At 70.6% G+C, this 20,231-nt stretch carries 15 protein-coding genes and 1 riboswitch; of the genes, 9 read left to right on the top strand and 6 right to left on the bottom strand.

Translation table 11 applies throughout. The annotated features are described in order from the left end of the window. The first annotated feature begins 10 nt into the window (after positions 1 to 10). The 4 genes from ACQ0O7_RS01335 (at position 11) to ACQ0O7_RS01350 (ending at position 3,160) form a co-directional block, all read left to right on the top strand. Positions 11 to 358, top strand: a complete 348-nt coding sequence (locus ACQ0O7_RS01335) for an SSI family serine proteinase inhibitor (protein ID WP_430779850.1) — start codon at positions 11 to 13, stop codon at positions 356 to 358. A 32-nt stretch (positions 359 to 390) separates the two neighbouring features. After that, positions 391 to 1,134, top strand: coding sequence for a methyltransferase domain-containing protein (locus ACQ0O7_RS01340; RefSeq protein WP_430779851.1), 744 nt, complete (start codon positions 391 to 393; stop codon positions 1,132 to 1,134). Further along, the gene (locus ACQ0O7_RS01345) at positions 1,131 to 2,453 is read left to right on the top strand and encodes an alkaline phosphatase family protein (RefSeq protein ID WP_430779852.1); all 1,323 of its coding nucleotides are present in this window, start codon (positions 1,131 to 1,133) and stop codon (positions 2,451 to 2,453) included. Before ACQ0O7_RS01340 ends, ACQ0O7_RS01345 begins: the two co-directional genes overlap by 4 nt. Positions 2,454 to 2,770: 317 nt before the next feature. Then, positions 2,771 to 3,160 (top strand): DUF3040 domain-containing protein, encoded by a 390-nt coding sequence (locus ACQ0O7_RS01350; protein WP_430779853.1) that lies wholly within the window; start codon positions 2,771 to 2,773, stop codon positions 3,158 to 3,160. Between the two features lie 1,289 nt (positions 3,161 to 4,449). Here ACQ0O7_RS01350 and ACQ0O7_RS01355 read toward each other — a convergent pair. Genes ACQ0O7_RS01355 through ACQ0O7_RS01365 form a run of 3 tightly spaced genes read right to left on the bottom strand, consistent with a single transcriptional unit; the run spans position 4,450 to position 9,229 of the window. Further along, complete coding sequence (locus ACQ0O7_RS01355) at positions 4,450 to 6,894, bottom strand: transglutaminase TgpA family protein (RefSeq protein WP_430779854.1); 2,445 nt, start codon at positions 6,892 to 6,894, stop codon at positions 4,450 to 4,452. Then, positions 6,891 to 8,186: a DUF58 domain-containing protein gene (locus ACQ0O7_RS01360; RefSeq protein ID WP_430779962.1), complete on the bottom strand. Its 1,296-nt coding sequence runs from the start codon at positions 8,184 to 8,186 to the stop codon at positions 6,891 to 6,893. The genes ACQ0O7_RS01355 and ACQ0O7_RS01360 overlap by 4 nt, the downstream gene beginning before the upstream one ends. Positions 8,187 to 8,188: 2 nt before the next feature. Beyond that, positions 8,189 to 9,229 carry an AAA family ATPase gene (locus tag ACQ0O7_RS01365; RefSeq protein WP_430779855.1) on the bottom strand — a complete coding sequence of 347 codons (1,041 nt, stop codon included), beginning with the start codon at positions 9,227 to 9,229 and terminating at the stop codon, positions 8,189 to 8,191. Positions 9,230 to 9,667: 438 nt separating this feature from the next. Here ACQ0O7_RS01365 and leuS point away from each other — a divergent pair, with 438 nt between their 5' ends. After that, positions 9,668 to 12,460 (top strand): leucine--tRNA ligase, encoded by a 2,793-nt coding sequence (leuS, locus tag ACQ0O7_RS01370; protein WP_430779856.1) that lies wholly within the window; start codon positions 9,668 to 9,670, stop codon positions 12,458 to 12,460. Between the two features lie 460 nt (positions 12,461 to 12,920). Here the strand turns inward: leuS and ACQ0O7_RS01375 are convergent, their stop codons facing one another. Genes ACQ0O7_RS01375 through ACQ0O7_RS01385 form a run of 3 tightly spaced genes read right to left on the bottom strand, consistent with a single transcriptional unit; the run spans position 12,921 to position 15,576 of the window. Beyond that, positions 12,921 to 13,616: a TVP38/TMEM64 family protein gene (locus tag ACQ0O7_RS01375; protein WP_430779857.1), complete on the bottom strand. Its 696-nt coding sequence runs from the start codon at positions 13,614 to 13,616 to the stop codon at positions 12,921 to 12,923. A 36-nt stretch (positions 13,617 to 13,652) separates the two neighbouring features. After that, positions 13,653 to 14,366 carry a type 1 glutamine amidotransferase gene (locus tag ACQ0O7_RS01380; RefSeq protein WP_430779858.1) on the bottom strand — a complete coding sequence of 238 codons (714 nt, stop codon included), beginning with the start codon at positions 14,364 to 14,366 and terminating at the stop codon, positions 13,653 to 13,655. Further along, complete coding sequence (locus ACQ0O7_RS01385; RefSeq protein ID WP_430779963.1) at positions 14,356 to 15,576, bottom strand: MurT ligase domain-containing protein; 1,221 nt, start codon at positions 15,574 to 15,576, stop codon at positions 14,356 to 14,358. Before ACQ0O7_RS01385 ends, ACQ0O7_RS01380 begins: the two co-directional genes overlap by 11 nt. A gap of 368 nt (positions 15,577 to 15,944) precedes the next feature. Then, positions 15,945 to 16,137: riboswitch (cyclic di-AMP (ydaO/yuaA leader) on the top strand. A 39-nt stretch (positions 16,138 to 16,176) separates the two neighbouring features. Here ACQ0O7_RS01385 and ACQ0O7_RS01390 point away from each other — a divergent pair. The 4 genes from ACQ0O7_RS01390 (at position 16,177) to ACQ0O7_RS01405 (ending at position 20,180) form a co-directional block, all read left to right on the top strand. Continuing rightward, entirely contained in the window at positions 16,177 to 16,962 is a 786-nt protein-coding gene (locus ACQ0O7_RS01390; protein ID WP_430779859.1) for a C40 family peptidase, read from the top strand. 580 nt (positions 16,963 to 17,542) lie between these two features. Next, on the top strand, positions 17,543 to 17,974 hold the full coding sequence (mraZ, locus tag ACQ0O7_RS01395) for a division/cell wall cluster transcriptional repressor MraZ (protein WP_430779860.1): 432 nt from the start codon (positions 17,543 to 17,545) through the stop codon (positions 17,972 to 17,974). A gap of 146 nt (positions 17,975 to 18,120) precedes the next feature. Then, on the top strand, positions 18,121 to 19,257 hold the full coding sequence (rsmH, locus tag ACQ0O7_RS01400) for a 16S rRNA (cytosine(1402)-N(4))-methyltransferase RsmH (protein WP_430779861.1): 1,137 nt from the start codon (positions 18,121 to 18,123) through the stop codon (positions 19,255 to 19,257). Between the two features lie 152 nt (positions 19,258 to 19,409). After that, positions 19,410 to 20,180 carry a hypothetical protein gene (locus ACQ0O7_RS01405; protein WP_430779862.1) on the top strand — a complete coding sequence of 257 codons (771 nt, stop codon included), beginning with the start codon at positions 19,410 to 19,412 and terminating at the stop codon, positions 20,178 to 20,180. Positions 20,181 to 20,231 lie beyond the last annotated feature (51 nt).

A 20,231-nucleotide genomic window follows, 5' to 3' on the forward strand; every position in this document is an offset into this window, starting at 1 on the left:
GATCCGAACGATGATCGGCCTCGCCACGGCCATCGCGGTGCTCGGCGGCACCGCGGGACCGGCGGCGGCAGCGGCCGACTCGAAACTCACACTCACCTACGCGTCCAAGACCGTCCGGCTCACCTGCGGCCCGGTCGGCGGCGGACATCCCAAAGCCGGCGAAGCGTGCGCCACCCTGCGCGGCATCGGCGGCAACCCGGCCAAACTCAAAGGCGGCGACTCCCTGTGCGTCCTGCTCTACCGGCCGGTCACCGCACGGCTGAAAGGGACCTGGCGCGGCAAGGTGGTGAACTGGCAGCGCACCTACGGCAACAGCTGCGAGATGGGGCGCGCCACCGGGGTGCTGTTCCAGTTCTGACCGGTGGACGGCGCTGCGGTTAGGCTGCTCGCGTGGAAACTTCTGCGCGCACCGGCCGCCCGCACGTCACGGCCCGCACCGCCGCCGTCTGGGCCGTGCTCCGGCGTGAACTGCACCGGCAGGACGGCCGCGAGCTGACCGTGCTCGACGTCGGCGGCGGCACCGGCGGCTTCGCCGTACCACTCGCCGAAGCCGGGCACACCGTCACCGTCATCGACGCCAGCCCCGACGCGCTCGCCGCCCTCACCCGCCGCGCCGCCGACGCCGGAGTCGCCGACCGGGTCCGGGCCGTGCAGGGCGACGGCGACGCGCTCGCCACCCTCGTCGAACCCGGCAGCGCCGACCTCGTCCTCTGCCACTCCGTCCTCGAAGTCGTCGACGACCCGTCCGGCGTGGTCACCGCCATCGCCGCCGCACTCCGCCCCGGCGGCGCCGTCAGCGTCCTCGTCGCCAGCCGGGCCGCGGCCATCCTCGGCCGGGCCGTCAACGGGCATCTGCGCGCGGCGGCCGCCCTGGTCACCGATCCGGCCGGCCGGGCCGGGCCGCGCGACACCCTGCTCCGGAGATACGACGCGGCCGGGGCGGGCGACCTGCTCACCGCCGCCGGATTCCAGGTCGAGGAGACCCATGGGGTACGCGTGATCGCCGACCTGCTGCCGGCCGCCGTCCTGGAGGAGGACTCGCAGGCGGTTCTGGAACTGGAGATGGAACTCAGCTCACGGGAACCGTTCCGGGACATCGCCTCGCAGCTGCACCTGTTCGCGCGCCGGTCATGAGCGGGGCGCCCGGCTCGCCGTCACCGTCGTCCGGGCTTCCCGCCCTGCCACCCTCCGATGATCTTCCGGACGAGGCGTTCCGGGCCGTCGCGCCCGCCTACGGCAGCGGCAGCCTCGCCGACCTGCTGCCGAGCGTGTGCGCGGTGCTCGGAGTACCCGGAACCGCCGACACCCTGGGACTCCGGGCCCGGCTCGACGGGGTGGACCGGATCGGCGTGCTGCTGGTGGACGGGATGGGGGCGTACCAGCTGCCCCTGATGAAACCGCTCGCACCGGTCCTCGGTGACCTCACCGGCGGCACCCTGACCGCAGCCTTCCCCTCAACCACGCCGGTCAGCCTGGTCACCGTCGGCACCGGGGCGCCGCCCAGCGCGCACGGCGTCCTCGGATTCACCGTGCGCCGGCCGGACGGGCGGGTCCTCAACCACATCGCCTGGTCCGACGACCCCGACCCGCGTCAGTGGCAGCCGGTGCCGACCGTGCTGGAGACCGCCGCGGCCGCCGGAGTGCCGGTCACCGTGGTCAGCCGCGGCCTCTACCAGGGCACCGGGCTCAGCGTCGCGGCCCACCGGGGCGGCCGCTACCAGGTCGCCGACGACGGTCCCGCCCTCGCCGAGGCGATGCTCACGGCCTTGAGATCAACACCCGGATTGGTGTACGGCTACCATCCCGACCTCGACAAAGCCGGCCACGAGGACGGAGTCGGCGCCCCGTCCTGGGCCGAGGCAGCCCGCGGCGTCGACCGCATCCTGGACCGTCTGGCGCACGGGCTCCCGCCCCGGTCGGCCCTGCTGGTGATCGCCGATCACGGGCAGTTCAACGTGCCCGCCTCCGCCCGGTACGACGTGACCGCCCTCGGCCCGGCCGTCATCGGCGTGGCCGGTGAACCGCGGGCGCGCTACCTGTGGGCCGCCGACGGTGCCCGGGACGATCTGATCGCCACCTGCCGGTCGGTGCTCGGCGACGACGCCTGGGTCCTGACCCGCGACGAGGCGATCGCCGACGGCTGGTACGGCCCGGCCGTCTCCCCCGGTCCTTCCGCCGGCCCTTTGCCGGGTCCTTTCTTCAGTCCTTCCGCCGGTCCTCTGCGCGGTCCTTCCGCCGGTCCTTTTTCGCCGGGCTCACCCGGCTCCTTCGGCCGGCCCGGTGCGATGTCGAGCGCGTACGCGTCCCGGATCGGCGACGTGGTGATCATTTGCCGGAACCGGGCGATCGTCACGGCCTCCGCCTGGGAACCGGAACGAGCCGGCCAACTCGTCGCCTACCACGGGTCGGTGACGGCGGCCGAGATGACGGTGCCGCTGCTGATCGTCCGGTAAGGTGGATTTGCGTCAGTCGATTTGGCCGCCGTCCGCCGCCGACTTTCCGGATCATGTGTTGGAGCAGGTCACAGGCCGTGATCAGGGCCACAAGCTGCCGTGACGGACCCGTTGTGCGGCCGGACGATCGGTCTTTTGGGACGAACCGATCTTACGGACACGGAAAATCACCCGCACTCGGCGGTCGTCCCGCTTTCCGACCCGCCAACCCGCTCGTAGACTTGCGTGATAAGGCAGCCGACGGCTGCCCCGCATCACCACACCTGCACCACCCCGACCCCGCCGCGGGGCCGGACATGCGCCCGGGGAGGAATGCCGTGCCGCTCTCGGAGCACGAGCAGCGGCTGTTCGATCAGATCGAGCGGTCGCTTGCCGAGGACCCCAAGTTCGCCTCGGCTGTGCGGGCCAGCGACCCGCGTTTCCACGCACGGCGCCGGCTTCTCATCGCCGCGTTCGTGATCGTCCTTGGTCTGACAGTGGTCGTCTACGGGACCGTCAGTCAGAACCCGCCGCTCGGCGTGGCCGGATTCGTCATCATGCTCGGCTCGGCCGCTTTCGCGATGCAGTCGCGACGCCGGGTCCAGACCCCCGACCTGAAATCGGTCGGCGGCACGGCATCGAGGCGAACCCGTTCAAGCCGCAAGAGCGGAGGCTTCCTCGATCGTCTCGAGGACCGGTGGCGCCAGCGCCCCGAAGGACATCGCTGACCCAGGCCGAGCCGGCCTAGTAGCCGGCTCCCGACGAACGGCGGCCGTAACCCGGCCGCCTTCGTCGTCTCCACGCCTCGATTCCCTCACGCCTCGATCCTCCGCGTGTCCGCGTCTTTCGCATCTCCGCGTGTCGGCATCCGGAATGTCCGTATCTCCGCATCTCCGCGTGTCCGCATGTCCGCGTGTCCGCGTGTCCGCATGTCCGCGTGTCCGCGTGTCCGCATGTCCGCGTGTCCGCGTCCCGGCATGTCCGCGTGTCCGCGTCCCGGCATGTCCGCGTCTTCGCGTCTCCGGCTCGCCGTTCCTCCGCCGCGGCTGACCATGCCCGGCTGTCCTCGGTACAGCCCCGGCATGCCGTGTACTCACCGGCAACCGCATTCGGCGGGCGTCATGGCCTCCACATTCGCCGGCCGGTCTCGGTGAGCGGGTGTTGACATCGAATAGCAGTGCTGGGCTGGCCGGATTTGGCGGTCGGGTGTTGACATCGACCCGGGTGATGGATCGGAGCGTTCGGGTCAGCGAGTGCTCAGGGCGCCGCCACGATCCGCCCGGATGACACTGACAGCGGCGGTCAGGTCCGTTGGACGTCCACGATCGCGGATTCGTGTTCAGGTACCGGTGTTGGGCGTCCGCGCAGGGCGCACACAATGCGGATCGTGATCGCCTGCGGGGGAGAGTGCGCATGACAGCTCATTGTGCGCGGCTGTCGGGCCGGTGCGTGGCAGCGAACGCTGATGTAGGTCCTGAGCGGGGGGCAGCTTCCGGTGGGTTCTCGCCGACAGGATCGACCGGCACCCGGGAATCGACCGGTAGCCGGGGCAAGAGTGGTTGCCGATATCCGTGGGCAAGGGCGGATGCCGCTTCTGAATGTCTGTGGTGTGGCCCGATCGTTGAGGCGCGAGATGTGGCGGCGTTCTCGGGTTGCTGACAGCGCGGTGGTGGTTCCGCGGCCGGAACGGTGGCCGAACCGGCGGTGGGGAACGGCGGTGGGGACCGGCGGTGGCGCGATGCGGGACGGCAATGGGACCGGCGGTGGGGACCGGCGGTGGCGCGATGCGGGACGGCAATGGGAACTGCGGTGGGGGCCTCGGTGGGTGTGTGCGATGTGGGACGGCGACGGAACTGCGGTAGCTGTGGGGACTGCGGTCGGTGTGGGTGCTGCGGGGCGACGCGGACTGCGGTGGGTGTGTGGGCGATCGGGATGGTGACGGGACTGCGGTGGGGACGGCGAAGCGGCGCAGACCTCGGTGCGAGGTGGGCGCCGCTTCGCCGTTGGTGGATGGGGGTCAGCGGGGCTTGGAGAGCAGGCGTCGTGGGTTGAAACGGGTCAGGAACTCCGCGGTGCGGGTCAGGCGTTCGGCGGCTCGGGTGGACCACTCGCTGATGCCGGCTCGCCAGCTCAGCAGCACCGAGCGGGGGAGCAGGGCGGCCTGTAGACGGGTCCTGGTGGGGGCCGACGCGGACATGCCGGCCCGGACCCGGGTCAGGGCTGTGGTCAGCTCGGCGCCCTGGAGAGGCTGCCGGGCGTAGCGGGCCCGTTCCTCCGCGGTGCCCAGCAACGTCGCCGCCTCGGCTGGGTCGCCGGTCAGGGTGGACTCGCGGATCAGGCGCTGGGCGGTGATCCGCGGGGTCTCGGTCGGGTCGACCGGCACCCGGAAGTCGATCATCGAGTCGATGAGTTCGTCCCAGGCGGCGTGGGCGTCCTCGCGGGCCTGACCCACATCGCCGGTGACGGTGATGTCGGCGTCCGGGCCGCCTCCGCTGACCGCGACGACCGACGGGGCGGGCGGTGCGGTGGCGGCATGCCGGCGGCGCCGGACCAGGACCCGGCGCAGGGCCGGGATCAGCAGCAGGGCGAGGAACAGGGAGACGCCGGCGGCGATCCACAGGCCGGTCCAGTCGATCTTCTCCTCGACCGGGCCGGTGGTGCCGGACAGGGCACCCGGGTCGGTGTCGCGGTCCACCCCGTTGGCCGCGCCGGGGTCACCCGACGAGTCGGGGCCGGCGGTGGGGTCGTCGGTCGACGACGTCGGGGCCTGGCTGGGCTGGTCGACGTCGGGCGCCCACAGGGACCGGGCGTTGCCGAACACCCCGGTGGCCGGGGTGGCGTCGAACGGCACCCAGCCGTAGCCCTCGAACCACACCTCGGTCCAGGCGTGCGCGTTCCGGTTGGTGATGGTGTAGACGCCCTGGCCGTTCGGGGTGCCCCGGGTGAAACCGAACGCCACCCGGGCCGGGATGCCCGCCGCCCGGACCATCCAGGCCATCGCCGCCGCGTACTGCTGGCAGTAGCCGACCTTGTTGGTCAGGAACGCGGCGATCTCCGAGGCGTTTCCGCTGTTCTGGGTGGTCAGGCTGTATTGGAACCCGTTCTTCGTGGAGAACGAGTCGTAGATCGCCCGGACCTTGTCGTAGTCGGTCGACTTGCCCCGGGTCAGCCGCGCCACCTCGGACTCGACCTTGTCGTCGGCGGGCGCGGTGGTGTACGCCGCCATCGCGTTTGTCGCATCGATCGGCTCGACCCGCCGTAGTTGGTTCGGGGTGTAGCGGGCGCGCTGGTAGGTGATGTCGTACGACTGGGCGCGCGTGGTGGTCCGGTTGGAGAACAGGACGAGCTGGTTCGGGTCGTACGACCAGGCGCCGTTCAGATCGCTGACCTGGGTGGCGTACGAGTAGAGGGGCGCCATGTTCTGTTGGAGGTTCTCGGTGACCTCGACCCGCGCCTGGTGGGTGCTGAACGTCGCGTCCGGTGCGGTGGACCGCGCCGGATCGGGCAGGCCCTGGGAGAGCGACCCGCCTTTCGGTGTCTCGTTGCCGAAACCGCTCTCGGTCAGCACGTCGGCGACCCCGAACCGCAGGTAGAACGGCTCGGTCTCGTTGGTGGTGACCTTGAGCAGCGGCACCGTGGCGGTCTGGTTGAGCTGGCCACTCAGCGAGGCGAACAGGTTGATCCGCCCGCCACTGCCGTTGCCCTGGCCGGACCCGGCACCGGGGCCGGTCTGGGTGAGCTGGGTGAGCAGGCCTCCGGTGACGGTCGGCACGGCCAATGGCAGCAGCACCGCCACCAGCACGCCGACCACGCCGATCCGCCGGCCGGCCGAGGCCAGCGGAGACGGCTCCCAGACGTCGACGTCGCGCCCGTCGCCGGTGAACCGCCTGCCGAACCGGCGGACCCGGTCGACGTTGTCGGCGACCAGCAGCCACATGAAGCCGGCCGCGCCGACCACGAACGGCAGTGCGGGCACGCTGTCCAGGTAGACGGCGACCGGGATGGAGTAGATGGCGAGCATCGGCAGCCCGGCCAGGGCCGGGCGCCGGAACACCGCGGTCAGCAGGTCGACCACGATGGCGACGGCACCGATGCCGAGGACCGCCACGAACAGCAGGCCGTCCCGGTCGGGGACGGGCACGCCATACGTCCGGGTGTCCTCACCGGCCTGCGAGAGCAGGTCGGCGAAGTGCCCGAAGGTGCTCAGCGACGGGATGATCATCTCGTCGCCGGAGGGGAACATCCAGGTCAGGGCGAGCAGCAGGGCGAGCACCATGCTGACCGCCTGTGCCCAGGTGGGGAACCGGAAGGTCCGGGTGGCGACCGCCGCGCCCTCGATCAGGAACACCGCCAGCAGACACTGGATCATCCAGGTCCACGTCTCGAAGATCGCCGACAGCGGGGCGGCGGCCAGCAGGGTGGCGGCCGCGGCCACCAGCCCGAGACGACGTCGGCCGGTCATCGGATCACCCCACTGACGGTCTCCGCCATCGCCGCGCGGTAGGCGAAACCCTGCGAGCCCCGGCCCACACTCGGCCACAGGGCCGGCAGCGTGTCACCATGCGTCACCGGCACTGATTTCCAGCCGCTGCGCACCAGCGCCAGCGACGCGGCCGCGTGCTCCCGGTCGCCCTCGGCGGTGGAACCGGACGACGGCACCCAGGTGGAGCTGTCGACGGCGAAACCGATGCAGGTCGCACCGTTGCCGCGGATCTGCCCGAGCAGCTCGGCCTCGGCGACGGTGAGCGCGCCGAACAGCCCGATCACCAGCCCGCCGTCGTTGCGCCGCCGGACGTGCTCGACCAGGACCGACACGTCACTGTTCTGATCGGCCTTCACATCGGCCAGGGTGTCCAGGATCAGGCCCTCCCCGCCGGACTCGGCGGCGTCGATGTCGATGCCAGAGCCGGTCACCAGCCGCAGCTTGTAACCGGACTCGCGCAGGTGGACCGCGATGCTGGCGGCGGCCGCGACGGCCCACTCGAAGCTCGCGGTCGGGCCCTCACCCCGGTGCGCGTAGGCCCGGGTGTCGAGGACCACGGTGGCCCGGCTCTCCCAGGGCTGCTCCTCGCGCCGGACCATCAGCTCGCCGGTGCGGGCGGTGGACCGCCAGTGCACCCGGCGCAGGTCGTCGCCGCGACGGTACTCCCGGGTGGCGGCGTCGTCCTCGCCGTGCACCGCCACCGAGCGGGCCCGGCTCTCACCGGTCCCGGCGTACTCGCCGGCCAGCCGCACCCGGGGCAGCGCCGACACCTGCGGGATCACGGTCAGCCGGTCCACGCTGGGGAACGATCGGGTCAGCTCGCACAACCCGAACGGATCGGTGAGCCGGACCATCAGCGGGCCGATCGAGTAGCGGCCGCGGATGTCGGCGCGCACCGTGTAGGCCACCGAACTGGCCTGGTGCGCGCCGAGCCGCTCCAGCACCACCCGGGGGCGGCTGCCCAGCGCATAGGGCAGGCGGTCCTCCAGGAGCATGGTGCCGGTCGGGAGCCGGGACATGTTCTGCAGGCGCAGGATGACCCGGGCGCTGGACCCGACCGGGGCCCGGCCCGGCTCCAGCGACCTGGTGCAGGCCAGCTTGTAGCGGCTGCGCCCGACATACCACGCGGCGAGCAGCGGCAGCACGGCCAGCAGCACCGCGACCCGGAGCAGGTCGCGCTCGCCGAGGATGAGGGCGGAGACCGCGGCGGCGATCGCCGCGGCCAGGAACGAGCGGCCGCGCGTGGTGAGCCCCCGCAGCGCCTCCCGCATGCTCACCGCCCCCGGGACTCGAACGAGGCGCGGCCGTCGCGGGTGTCGTAGGGGTTGCGGTTGCGGTCCTGCGGGAGCGGCAGCCGGTGCACGATCTCCGACACGATCGCGTCGGTGGTGCGCCGGTTGAGCTGCGCGTCCGCCGTCGGGATCAGGCGGTGCGCGAGCACCGGCACGGCCAGAGCCTGCAGATCGTCGGGGAGCACGTAGTCCCGGCCCTCCAGCGCGGCCACCGCCTTGGCGGTGCGCAGCAGCTGCAGCGTGGACCGGGGCGAGGCACCGAGCCGGATCTCCGGGGCCTCCCGGGTGGCGGTGACCAGGGCGATCGCATACTGCTGGACGACGTCGGCGGCGTGCACCGCGCGGGCCGTCTCGATCAGCCGCCGGACCATCGCGGCGTCGGCCACCGCGCGCAGGTCGTTGAGCGGGTCGTGGTCGCCGTGGGTGGTCAGCATGGCCAGCTCGGCCCGTGGGTCCGGGTAGCCCATCGCGATCCGGGCGGTGAACCGGTCCCGCTGCGCCTCGGGCAGCGGGTAGGTGCCCTCCATCTCGATCGGGTTCTGCGTGGCCACCACCATGAACGGCGACTGCAGCTCATAGGTGGTGCCGTCGACGGTGACCTGCCGCTCCTCCATGCACTCCAGGAGGGCGGACTGGGTCTTCGGCGAAGCGCGGTTGATCTCGTCGCCGACCACCAGGTTGGCGAAGACGGCGCCCGGCTTGAACTCGAAGTCGCGCGTCTCCTGGTTGTAGACGCTGACTCCGGTCACGTCGCTGGGCAGCAGGTCGGGCGTGAACTGGATGCGCCGCACCGAACAGTCGATGGAGCGGGCCAGAGCCTTGGCCAGTTTCGTCTTCCCGACGCCCGGCACGTCCTCGATCAGCAGGTGGCCCTCGGCCAGCAGCACCGCCACGGCCAGTCGCACCGTCGCGCTCTTGCCCTCGATGACCTGCTCGATGTTGGCCATGATGGCTTGGGTCGCGGTGCGGAACTCGGCGCTCGTCAGCGGGCCTGCCGGCTCACCCCAGGTCGGCGTTGTCACGGGCCTCCTCCATAACGTGTCTGCCCCGTCATGCGGTGATCACCCACCGTCAACGGGCACCTAAGGTCGCGGGCGCCCAGCGGCCGTTGGCCTCCGGCGCTCGCCGCCCGTCCTGACAGGTTATCCCCGTCCCCACGCATCACCGAAAGCCCTGATCGCGGCCCTGTGGATAATGCTTTCGGGGGAATTCGGACGAACGGGATCCTTTCCGCCGTCCCAGGCCGGTCGCCTGTGGACAGCGGGGAGTATGTCACGCGCCCGCTATACCGGTCGCCGTGAGTGATGGGCGAGGGGTATCATCCATGCCATGGCTCGGTCCGTTCTGCTCCTTAGCCGGCCGTGCTGATCCGCTGACCGCGGGCCAGGCACGGCAACCCCTCCTGTGCGAGGGGCTTTTTTATGCCCTTCGAAAGACGAGACGTAGACGAGATGGTGAAGATGAGCGAGACCGAGACCCCGCCTTTCCGCTACACCGCGACCATGGCCGGCGAGATCGAGCGCCGCTGGCAGGACCACTGGGACGCGCACGGGACGTTCCACGCGCCCAACCCGGTCGGTGCGCTGGCCGATCCTGATCATCCCCGGGCCGGTGCTCCCAAGCTGCACGTTCAGGACATGTTCCCGTACCCGTCGGGTGCCGGCCTGCACGTCGGGCACCCGCTGGGCTACATCGGCACCGACTGTTACACCCGCTTCCAGCGGATGGCCGGTTACAACGTGCTGCACCCGATGGGCTTCGACGCGTTCGGCCTGCCCGCCGAGCAGTACGCGGTGCAGACCGGCACCCACCCGGCGGTCACCACCGCGGCGAACGTGGAGCGCTACCGGCAGCAACTGCGCCGCCTGGGCCTGGCCTACGACGACCGCCGGTCCTTCTCGACCACCGATCCGGAGTACTACCGCTGGACCCAGTGGATCTTCCTGCAGGTCTTCAACTCATGGTTCGACCCGTCGGTGGGCAAGGCCAGGCCGATCAAGGACCTGATCGCGTCGTACGAGTCCGGCGAGCGCGGCCCGGAGTGGGCCGGGCTGTCCGCCACCGAACGCCGCAAGGTCATCGACGGCCACCGTCTGGCCTACATGAGCGAGGCCCCGGTCAACTGGTGCCCCGGCCTGGGCACGGTCCTGTCGAACGAGGAGGTCACCCCGGACGGCCGCTCCGAGCGGGGCAACTTCCCGGTCTTCCAGCGCAGCCTGAAGCAGTGGATGATGCGGATCACCGCGTACGGTGACCGGCTGATCGAGGACCTGGACAGCCTGGACTGGCCGGAGCCGGTCAAGCTGATGCAGCGCAACTGGATCGGCCGCTCCCAGGGCGCGCACGTCGACTTCACCATCGGCGACGACCTGATCACCGTCTTCACCACCCGCCCGGACACCCTGTTCGGCGCCACCTACATGGTCCTGGCGCCCGAGCACGGGCTGGTCGACAAGATCGTCCCGGGCAACTGGCCGGCCGCCACCAAGGAGGTCTGGACCGGTGGGTATGCGACTCCGGTCGAGGCGGTCGTCGCCTACCGGGCCGCCGCGGCCGCCAAGACCGAGGACGAGCGCACCGCCGACGGCAAGGTCAAGACCGGTGTCTTCACCGGCGCCTACGCGACCAACCCGGTCAACGGCGAGCACGTCCCGGTCTTCATCGCCGACTACGTGCTGGCCGGCTACGGCACCGGCGCGATCATGGCGGTGCCCGGTCACGACGAGCGGGACTTCGACTTCGCCACCGCGTTCGCGCTGCCGGTGATCCGGACCATCGAGACCCCGGCGGACTTCGACGGGGCGTACGTGGGCGACGGCGTGGTGATCAACTCGGGCTTCCTGGACGGGAAGAACAAGGACGACGCCAAGGCCGCCATGATCGCCTGGCTGGAGGAGCAGGGCACCGGCAAGGGCGCGACCACGTACCGGCTGCGGGACTGGCTGTTCAGCCGGCAGCGCTACTGGGGTGAGCCGTTCCCGATCGTCTACGACGAGACCGGCCTGCCGATCGCGCTGCCCGACTCGATGCTGCCGGTCGTGCTGCCGGACACCGACGACTTCTCGCCGCGCACCTTCGACCCGGACGACGCGGACACCGAGCCGGAGACCCCGCTGTCCCGCAAGAAGGACTGGGTGCAGGTCGAGCTGGACCTGGGCGACGGGCTGAAGACGTACACCCGCGAGACCAACACCATGCCGCAGTGGGCCGGTTCCTGCTGGTACGAGCTGCGCTACCTGGACCCGCACAACGAGTCGAAGCTGGTCGACCCGGCCAACGAGGCGTACTGGATGGGCCCGCGCGGTGCGGGTGACAGCGGTGGCGTCGACCTGTACGTCGGTGGCGTCGAGCACGCCGTGCTGCACCTGCTGTACGCCCGTTTCTGGCACAAGGTGCTGTTCGACCTGGGTCACGTCTCGTCGTTCGAGCCGTTCAAGAAGCTGTTCAACCAGGGCTACATCCAGGCGTACGCGTTCCGGGACGCCCGCGGCGTGATCGTGCCCGCCGAGGAGGTCGTCGAGCGCGACGGCAAGTGGTTCCTGGGTGACCAGGAGGTGCAGCGGGAGTACGGCAAGATGGGCAAGTCCCTGAAGAACGTCGTCACCCCCGACGAGATGTGCGAGCAGTACGGGGCGGACACCTTCCGGGTGTACGAGATGGCGATGGGCCCGCTGGACGTCTCCCGCCCGTGGGAGACCCGTGCCGTGGTCGGCTCGCAGCGGTTCCTGCAGCGCGCCTGGCGCCTGGTGATCGACGAGGAGACCGGCGCCGTCAAGGTGTCCGACGAGCCGCTGGACCCGAAGAGCCGCAAGGTCCTGCACAAGGTCATCGCCGGTGTCCGGGAGGACATGGCCGAGCTGCGCTTCAACACCGCGATCGCCAAGCTGATCGAGCTGACCAACACGCTGACCCCGCTGCCGGTGGTGTCCCGGGAGGCGGTCGAGCCGCTGGTGCTGATGATGTCGCCGTTCGCGCCGCACATGGCCGAGGAGCTGTGGAGCAAGCTGGGGCACACCGGCTCGCTGGCCTACGCGGACTTCCCGGTCGCCGACCCGGCCCAGCTGGTCGCCGACGCGATCACCTACCCGGTGCAGGTGAACGGCAAGGTCCGCGGCCGGGTCGAGGTCTCCCCGGACACCCCCGAGACTGAGGTACGGTCGGCCGCGCTGGCCGCCGTGGCCGAGGTGCTGGCCGGCAAGGAGCCGAAGAAGGTCATCGTGGTGAGGGGCCGTCTGGTCAGCGTCGTGATCTGACCCGAACCCGGAAACGGCCCGCCCCTCATCGAGGGCCGGGCCGTTTCCGCTGTGCCGCGTTCCGGTGCGTTGCGGACCGCAATGCGGCACGCGGTTGCTGGTTGGCCGTTTCGTGCCGCGTTGTGGTGTGTTGCGGACCGCAATGCGGCACGCGGTTGCTGGTTCGTCGTTTCGTGCCGCGTTCCGGTGCGTTCCGGACCGTTGCGCGGCACGCGGTTGCTGGTTGGCCGTTTCGTGCCGCGTTGTGGTGCGTTGCGGACCGCAACGCGGCACGCGGGTCGTGGTTCGTTGTTTCGTGCCGCGTTGTGGTGCGATTCGGACCGGAAGTTGGCACGCGGGTTTGGGGGGCCGCATTCGCCCGGCGGGCGCCGGACGGTCCGGTGCCGGGACCTCCTCGCGCGGACGAGACAGGGCGGTCCGTTGCGGTCGGGGGCCCCTGGGGCGTACCGGATGAAGAGGGTCAGGCGGGAACGGCGGCGGCCGCGGCGCGCCGGGAGGTGTGGCGCCAGCGCAGGATGATCGCGGTGGAGAGGACGAAGCTGAAGGCGGCCGGGACCAGGGTGACCAGGTTCATCTCGCCGGGGGCGACCACCGCGGCGCCGATCACGGCGTAGGTGATGGTGGACGGGATGGCGGCGATCGTGGTGCCCAGGATGTACCGCTTCTGGCAGACGCTGGTGGTGCCGTAGGCGTAGCCGACCAGGCCGAACGGGGCCAGCGGAAGGAACCGGACCAGCAGCACGGCGGCCAGGCCACGACGGTTCAGCCAGCCGTCCAGCCGGGCCAGACGGCTGCCGGCCCGGGCCTGGAGAGCGCCGCGGCCGGCCCAGCGGCCCGCGTAGTAGGTGGCGACCGCGGCGATCACCGCGGCGGCCAGCGCGGCCGCCATCCCGGGCGCGGCGCCCAGCAGCGCGCCGCAGGTCATCGTGATCAGGGTGCGCGGGACCAGCGCCGACAACAGCATGCCGCCCAGCACCGCCACCGCGACCACGGCGGCCGGGCCGAGCGACACCACCGTGTCACCGATCTCCCGCAGCGGCAGGACCGCCGCACCGACGGCGAGAGCGCCGACACCGAGCCCCAGCAGGGTGAAGCGGACAGCACGCCGCTTCCAGCCGGAGGAACTCGGCGCCGAGGCGTTCAGGTTGTCGGTCATACAGGCCTACCGCCCCATCGTCGTCGATTCAGGAAGTCATGCCGGGCTCGCCGCGGCCAGCCTCTCGTTGCGGAGTTTCTCGCTCCACGTGTCGTCGAGCGGCGTGAGCCTATCCGCGCCGGTGGACCATTTCAGGAGCAGATCGGCGATGGCTGGGTTGCGGGCCAGCGCCGGGCCGTGCGAATACGTCCCGAGGATCTTGCCGGCCCAGGCGCCCTCGGTCTGACCGTCGTTGCCGATGCCCGCGGTGACCCGGGCCAGCGGTGCGGCGTGCTGGCCGACGTGGGTGCGGCCGCCGTGGTTCTCAAAACCGGTCAGCGCCGGCAGCCCCAGCCGGGGGTCGATGTCGCCGCGCAGCTCGCCCACCGCCCGGGTCTCACCCCGGTCCGAGTGGACGTCGAGCAGGCCCAGCCCGGCGCACTTCGCCCCCTTGGCGAAGAACGAGTGACCGAGCAACTGGTAACCCGCGCAGATCGACAATACCGCGGCGCCCTGGTGGACCGCCTGGTGCAGACCGCCGTCGGCGAGCAGGCGCTGGGCGGCCAGCGCCTGCGGGCCGTCCTCGCCACCGCCGATCAGGTAGATGTCGGCCGAGTTGGGCATCCGCTGATCCGAGCGGACCTCGTAGGTCTCCACCGGGATGCCCCGGGCCGCCGCCCGGGCGGCCAGGATCAGCAGGTTGCCGCGGTCGCCGTAGGTCGAGAGCAGATCGGGGTAGATCCACACGATCCGCAGGGCCTCAGTTGACACGGTCCAACTCCGCTCGGATGTCCTGGAACGCCGTGTAGTTGGCGATCACTTCGAGACGGCCGGGCGGCACGGACCGGAGCGCCTCGTCGAAAGTCTGTACGTGCCGGAACTGCACCTGGTTCACCTGGAGGCGGACGGCCAGGTCGTACGCCCGGTCCCCGGTGATCAGCACCGGCCGGTCGCGCAGCGGGGAGAAGTCGACGTCCCAGAGCCACGACGTGTCCAGCCCGTCGGGGTCCCGGGCGTTGATCGAGAGCAGTGTCGGCGCCTGGTCGGCCATGTCGAAGGCCTCCAGCCAGCTCGCCGGGTTCTTCGCCAGCAGCAGCCGGATGTTGCGGCCGTCCTTGTCCACCTGGGCGTAGCGCCCGGCGATCGACGCCACCCCGGCGAGCGGGCGCAGCGCCTCGATCGGGCGGACCCCGAACTCGGCGGCGACGGCCAGCGCGGTGGCCGCGTTGCCCACGTTGACCCGGCCGGGCAGCTGCAGCTTGACCAGGTGCCAGTCACCGCGCGGGTCGATCACACCCTCGTCCTCGACCACCCACTGCGGGCGCGGCCGGCGCAGCGGGCAGCCGGTGCACCACCAGTCGCCCTGGGCGCGCTCGATCGGGTGGCCGCTCTCCGGGCAGACGAACGAGTCGTCCAGCCAGCGCTGGCCGGCGCTGAACCAGGTGGCCTGCGGGCTGCCGCTGGCCGCCCACACCACCAGCGGGTCGTCGCAGTTGGCGACCACCTTGATCTCCGGGTGGGAGGCGAGCTTGGTCTTCCACATCTGCGCCATCATCGCCACCTCCTTCGCCCGGTCCAGCTGGTCGCGGGAGAGGTTGAGCAGCGCCACCACCTTGGGCTTGGTCTGGTCGATGACCTGGGCCAGGTAGTGCTCGTCCACCTCCAGCACGGCGAACGGGGTGTGCCCCTCCTTGGCCAGCGCCGAGGTGTGGCCGGTCGGCATGTTGGCGCCGTAACCGTTGGTGGCGACCCGGCCGAGGACCCCGACGGCGGCCGCGGTGAAGCGGGTCGTGGTGGTCTTGCCGTTGGTGCCGGAGACCAGCGCGACGGCGCGTCCGGCCGCGAGGTGGGCGAGCAGGTCGGGGTCGATCTTGAGGCCGATCCAGCCACCGATCACCGAACCGTCGCCGCGGCCCGCGGCCCTGGAGAGCGCCGCAGCGGTCTTCGACACCGAGGTCGCGACCTTGGCGATGAGAGGCATTCCGTCCGTCACGCCAGCGAGGGTACCGGACTCGAAGGTTACGTCGCGTTGCCAGACCATCAAGATCACGGCCTATTCGGAGTTTTCCCCGGTCCGGGCTTTTCGGACGTGGTGCTCAACTAATTGTGTGTTCTGATTCACCCGTAACCTTCGACTGCTTGTAGTGAACCGATCACTTTGCGTCGCGGCATTTGTTTTCCGGAGCTTACAAATTGGACATGAGCTTTTGTGTCGATTACCTAGGGTGATCGTCCTCATGCTGACGATCATGGGCCGAGTCGGGTACCAAGGATCAGCCGGCAGCACACCGCCGCCGGCCGCACCGGATCGGTTCACGCCGAGCCCTGCCCCGGGCCGGACGGTGCGACACAGCAAGCAAGCCGACAACCAAGGCAATCGGGGGCAGGGACGGGGGACCCATTCGCGGTCTCTCCCCGCGACTCGCTTCACGGCGAGCCGCACCCAGGGAGAAACCTTGGGGTGAAGCCGCCCACCCGCGGCCGGGCAAGCCCTTCCGCCCGAACCCGACAGCTAACCTCGCAGGCGTGCCGGAGGGAAATCTCTACCGTGCACGAACACAGTTCGAGCCGTCGCCGCCGCATGCCCGCATTCGGCCCCGGCACCGTCGCACTGTCTCTGGGTCTCTGCCTCTGTGCCGGCCAGTTGATCGCCGCCTCGCCCGCCGCGGCCGCGTCGACCACCGCCGTCACCCCGGTCGCCGCCTCGTCGGCCGCCGCGAAGGTCACCCCCAAGCTGGCCGCCACGACCAGCACCCGGAACCTCAAATGGGGTTCCACCCTCAAGGTCACCGCCAAGGTGATCGACCCGGCCACCGGCAAGGTCGCCAAGGGCACCGTCCGTCTCCAGGGCTACAGCAACGGCGCGTGGCGCAACCTGGACAGCGGCAAGGTCGGCAGCAAAGCGGTCACGCTGACGGCCAAGCCCAAGAGCACCCTCTACGTCCGGACCGTCTTCACCGGCTCCGGGTACAACCAGAAGGTGACCTCCAAGGTCAAGGTCAAGGTCGTCGCCAGTGGCGCCAAGATCCTCGCCGAGGCCAAGAAGCACAAGGGCGCGCTCTACAAGTACGGCGCGTCCGGCCCGAAGCGCTTCGACTGCTCCGGCTTCACCAAGTACGTGTACAAGAAGGCCGCCGGCAAGAAGCTGCCGCACAAGGCCAACTCGCAGCAGAAGTACGGCAAGTCGGTCGCCAAGAAGAACAAGAAGGTCGGCGACCTGATCATCTTCCGTAACGGCTCGTACGGCTACCACGCCGGTATCTATGCCGGCAACGGATACATGTACGACTCGCCGAGCACCGGCAAGCGCGTCGGCAAGCACAAGATCTGGAGCAAGAACTACGTCGTGAAGCGGCTGGTCGCCTGACCGTCGCGCAGCGGCACGTAGTTGAGCACTGTCGCGCAGCGTCTCTAGTGGGGACTGTCGCGCAGCGTCTCTAGTGGGGACTGTCGCGCAGCGTCTCTAGTAAGTAAGGAATAGCAACGCCTTCTGTGGGGCGTGACCCGGGCGCGGGTCACGCCCCACAGGCATGTCCGGGGGCTGCTTCAACACCCCGATCGGGTACGCGCCCCGAGGGTCCTGTCTCGACCCTCCGGCACTCCACTTTCCTCCCCGGGGTCGCTCCACTTTCCTCCACCCGAGCGTGGGCCCGGACTTTTCCGGGGGACAAGTCGGGGGATTTGCGACCTGGAGCGCTCGATGTCGGAAACTGGACGGAGTGGATCATGGTCCGGGCCCCCATTCCCCTCCACCGCCGTTGAGCTGCGACAACGTCTGCGAAAACGGCTCGGGAGTGGACGCGTTCGGGTTGCAGGTGGAGGGAAGTGGAGTAGAGTGGAGCGCAGTGGCAGGGCGGAGGAGCGACGCCGGACCTGCCGGCCCGAGTTGACACGGCGGTCCACTCCCTCCGCGATGGAGCGGTCGCCACGGCAAAGGGTGGGGGCCGATGTTCCTCGGCACGCACACTCCGCGCCTCGACGAGAAGGGCCGGCTGATCCTTCCGGCTAAGTTCCGTGATGAGCTGGCGGGAGGTGTCGTGATCACGAAGGGGCAGGAGCGCTGTCTTTACGTGTTCCCGATGCCGGAGTTCCAGCGCATCGCCGGTCAGCTACGTGAGGCTCCGGTCACCAACAAGGCCGCTCGGGCTTATAGCCGGGTGTTCTTCGCGAGTGCCCACGATGAAGTGCCCGACAAGCAGGGCCGGGTGACGATTCCGGTCCATTTGCGGGAGTATGCCAGTCTTGGTCGCGATCTAGTGGTGATCGGTGCGAGCACCCGGGTCGAGATCTGGGACAAGCAGTCCTGGGACGACTACCTCTCGGCGAGCGAGGAAGACTTCGCCGACATCGAGGAGGGGGTGCTGCCCGGCGGACTGTAGGGCGTGGCACTCGGTGGGCCGTCGGTTCGGCCCGGAAGCCACTCTCGCCGTACCTCGAGATCTCCAGCCGCTCCCGCTCCTGGCGCCTCTTCCCCGGCGCCAGGCGCGTGTCCGGGCCGGTTCGCCGGCGCGGGTCATGAGAGCGGATGGGGATCTGGCGGTACGGACGGGCGACCGGGCCGGACAGCAACATGGAACAGACGAGTGAGACGCGAGCCGGTACGGCATGGGGGTTTGACATGGGGGAGCCGCGAGGCACACACGTGCCGGTGCTGCTCGAGCGCTGCTTGGAACTGCTCGATCCCGCCCTCAGGCTGCCGGGTGCCGTCCACGTCGACTTCACGCTGGGTCTGGGCGGGCACGCCGAGGCGGTTCTGCAGCGGTACCCGGATGTCGTCCTGATCGGACTGGACCGGGACACCGAGGCGCTGGAGCACGCACGGCACCGGCTGATCCGGTTCGGTGACCGGGCGCACCTGATGCACGCCGTCTACGACGAGCTGCCGCGGGTCCTCGCCGAGCTGGACGTTCCGGCGATCCACAGCGGCCTGTTCGATCTCGGGGTGTCGTCGTTGCAGCTGGACGAGGCGGACCGGGGTTTCGCGTACGCGCAGGACGCTCCGTTGGACATGCGGATGGACCAGTCCCGCGGCGTGACGGCCGAGGAGATCGTCAACTCGTACGAACCGGGTGATCTTGTTCGCGTTTTGCGGCAGTACGGCGAGGAGAAGTTCGCCTCGCGGATCGTCCAGTCGATCGTGCGGGAGCGGGCGAAGGGGCGGATCACCTCCACGGCACGACTGGCCGAGCTGGTGAAGGACGCCATCCCAGCCGCCGCGCGGCGAACGGGTGGAAATCCCGCCAAACGCACCTTCCAGGCACTACGCATTGAGGTCAACGCCGAGCTGGACGCCCTGGAAGGGGCTGTTCCGGCGGCTTTGGACGTGTTGGCACCGCACGGGCGACTTGTGGTGATGAGTTATCAATCGTTGGAGGACAGGATCGTCAAACGCGCGCTCACCGCGAGGGCGCGCAGCACCGGGCCGATCGACCTTCCGGTCGAGCTGCCCGGCAGCGGTCCCAGCCTCAAGCTCCTGACCAGGAGCTCGGAGCTGCCCAGCGAGGCCGAGGTGGCCGCCAATCCGAGGGCGGCCTCGGTGAAGTTGCGCGCGGTGGAACGGATCGACGAGCAGGAGCAGGTGAGGAATTCGGACAGGGCGTTCGGAGCCGGCCGCGAGCGGCCCCGGACGACCGGGCGTCCCCGGCGGGGGAAGCCCGAGTAGCACCGAGTTCCCAACGCATGGGGGACCACGGCGGTTACGCCTCGGGGGCGAACAGAAGAGGGGGAGGGAAGAGCATGAGCGAGCGATCCGAAGCGTCGCGGTCGGGGGGCCGTACGCAGACGCGCGGTACGGCCGGGGGGCCGCAGCGCCGGGTGAGCCGCGATGCCGACACCGGGACCGGTGCGCGGGCGGCGCGCCGATCCGAGGGGGCCGACACGCGCCGGTCAGGGATCCGGGGCGGGGCGGGCCGGGAGACGGTCGCACCCGTCGACGGCGCCACCGCGCTCTCCATCGAGGTGACCGGCGACGCCGCACCGGCTCCACAGGCCCGGCCCCGCCTCTGGGTGGCGCCACCACTGCCGATCCGGGCACCCCGCGCCACCTTCGCCGCCGCGATCATCGCCGTCGTCCTGATCGGGGTCGTCGGCATCCTGCTGGTCAACACCAAGACCATGGAGCAGTCGTTCCGGCTGAACGCCCTCCGCGAGGAGAAGGCCGTCCTCGACAAGCAGCAGCAGGAACTGCAGCGGCAGCTGGTCGAGGCCTCCGGGCCGGGCAACCTGACCGCCGCGGCCCGCCGGCTGGGCCTGGTCCCGGCCGAGGACCCGGCGGTCCTCTGGCTGCCGGACGGCACCGTCGTCGGCCCGCTCAACCCGGCCAAGGGCCGGACCTCCCCGACCACCCGGGACGGCCTGGGTGAGAAGGCCGCCGACGGCGGGACCACCGCGGGTGGCGGCGACTCAGCCACGGCGGGTGGCGGCGACGCGGCCAAAGCCGGTGGCGGCGACCCGGCCACGGCGGGTGGCGGCGACGCGGCCACCGCCGGTGCCGGCGACGGGAACGCCGCCGGGGAGAAGACCCCCGGTGCGGTCGGTGCGGAGCCGGGCACGATCGTCGGGGAACTCACCCCGGCGCAACGGTAGGCCATCGTGTCGCCGCGAGACGACGAGACACCGCGCCGGGGGAATCAGCCC

The organism is Actinoplanes sp. G11-F43 (assembly GCF_050589265.1).
In the GTDB taxonomy this organism is placed as follows: Bacteria; Actinomycetota; Actinomycetes; order Mycobacteriales; family Micromonosporaceae; genus Actinoplanes.

Coding starts and splice junctions, on each gene's coding strand:
- ACQ0O7_RS01335 (WP_430779850.1), top strand. CDS start 11: ATGATCGGCCTCGCCACGGCCATCGCGGTGCTCGGCGGCACCGCGGGA.
- ACQ0O7_RS01345 (WP_430779852.1), top strand. CDS start 1,131: ATGAGCGGGGCGCCCGGCTCGCCGTCACCGTCGTCCGGGCTTCCCGCC.
- ACQ0O7_RS01355 (WP_430779854.1), bottom strand. CDS start 6,894: ATGACCGGCCGACGTCGTCTCGGGCTGGTGGCCGCGGCCGCCACCCTG.
- ACQ0O7_RS01360 (WP_430779962.1), bottom strand. CDS start 8,186: ATGCGGGAGGCGCTGCGGGGGCTCACCACGCGCGGCCGCTCGTTCCTG.
- leuS (WP_430779856.1), top strand. CDS start 9,668: ATGAGCGAGACCGAGACCCCGCCTTTCCGCTACACCGCGACCATGGCC.
- ACQ0O7_RS01375 (WP_430779857.1), bottom strand. CDS start 13,616: ATGACCGACAACCTGAACGCCTCGGCGCCGAGTTCCTCCGGCTGGAAG.
- ACQ0O7_RS01385 (WP_430779963.1), bottom strand. CDS start 15,576: ATGCCTCTCATCGCCAAGGTCGCGACCTCGGTGTCGAAGACCGCTGCG.
- ACQ0O7_RS01390 (WP_430779859.1), top strand. CDS start 16,177: ATGCCCGCATTCGGCCCCGGCACCGTCGCACTGTCTCTGGGTCTCTGC.
- mraZ (WP_430779860.1), top strand. CDS start 17,543: ATGTTCCTCGGCACGCACACTCCGCGCCTCGACGAGAAGGGCCGGCTG.
- rsmH (WP_430779861.1), top strand. CDS start 18,121: ATGGGGATCTGGCGGTACGGACGGGCGACCGGGCCGGACAGCAACATG.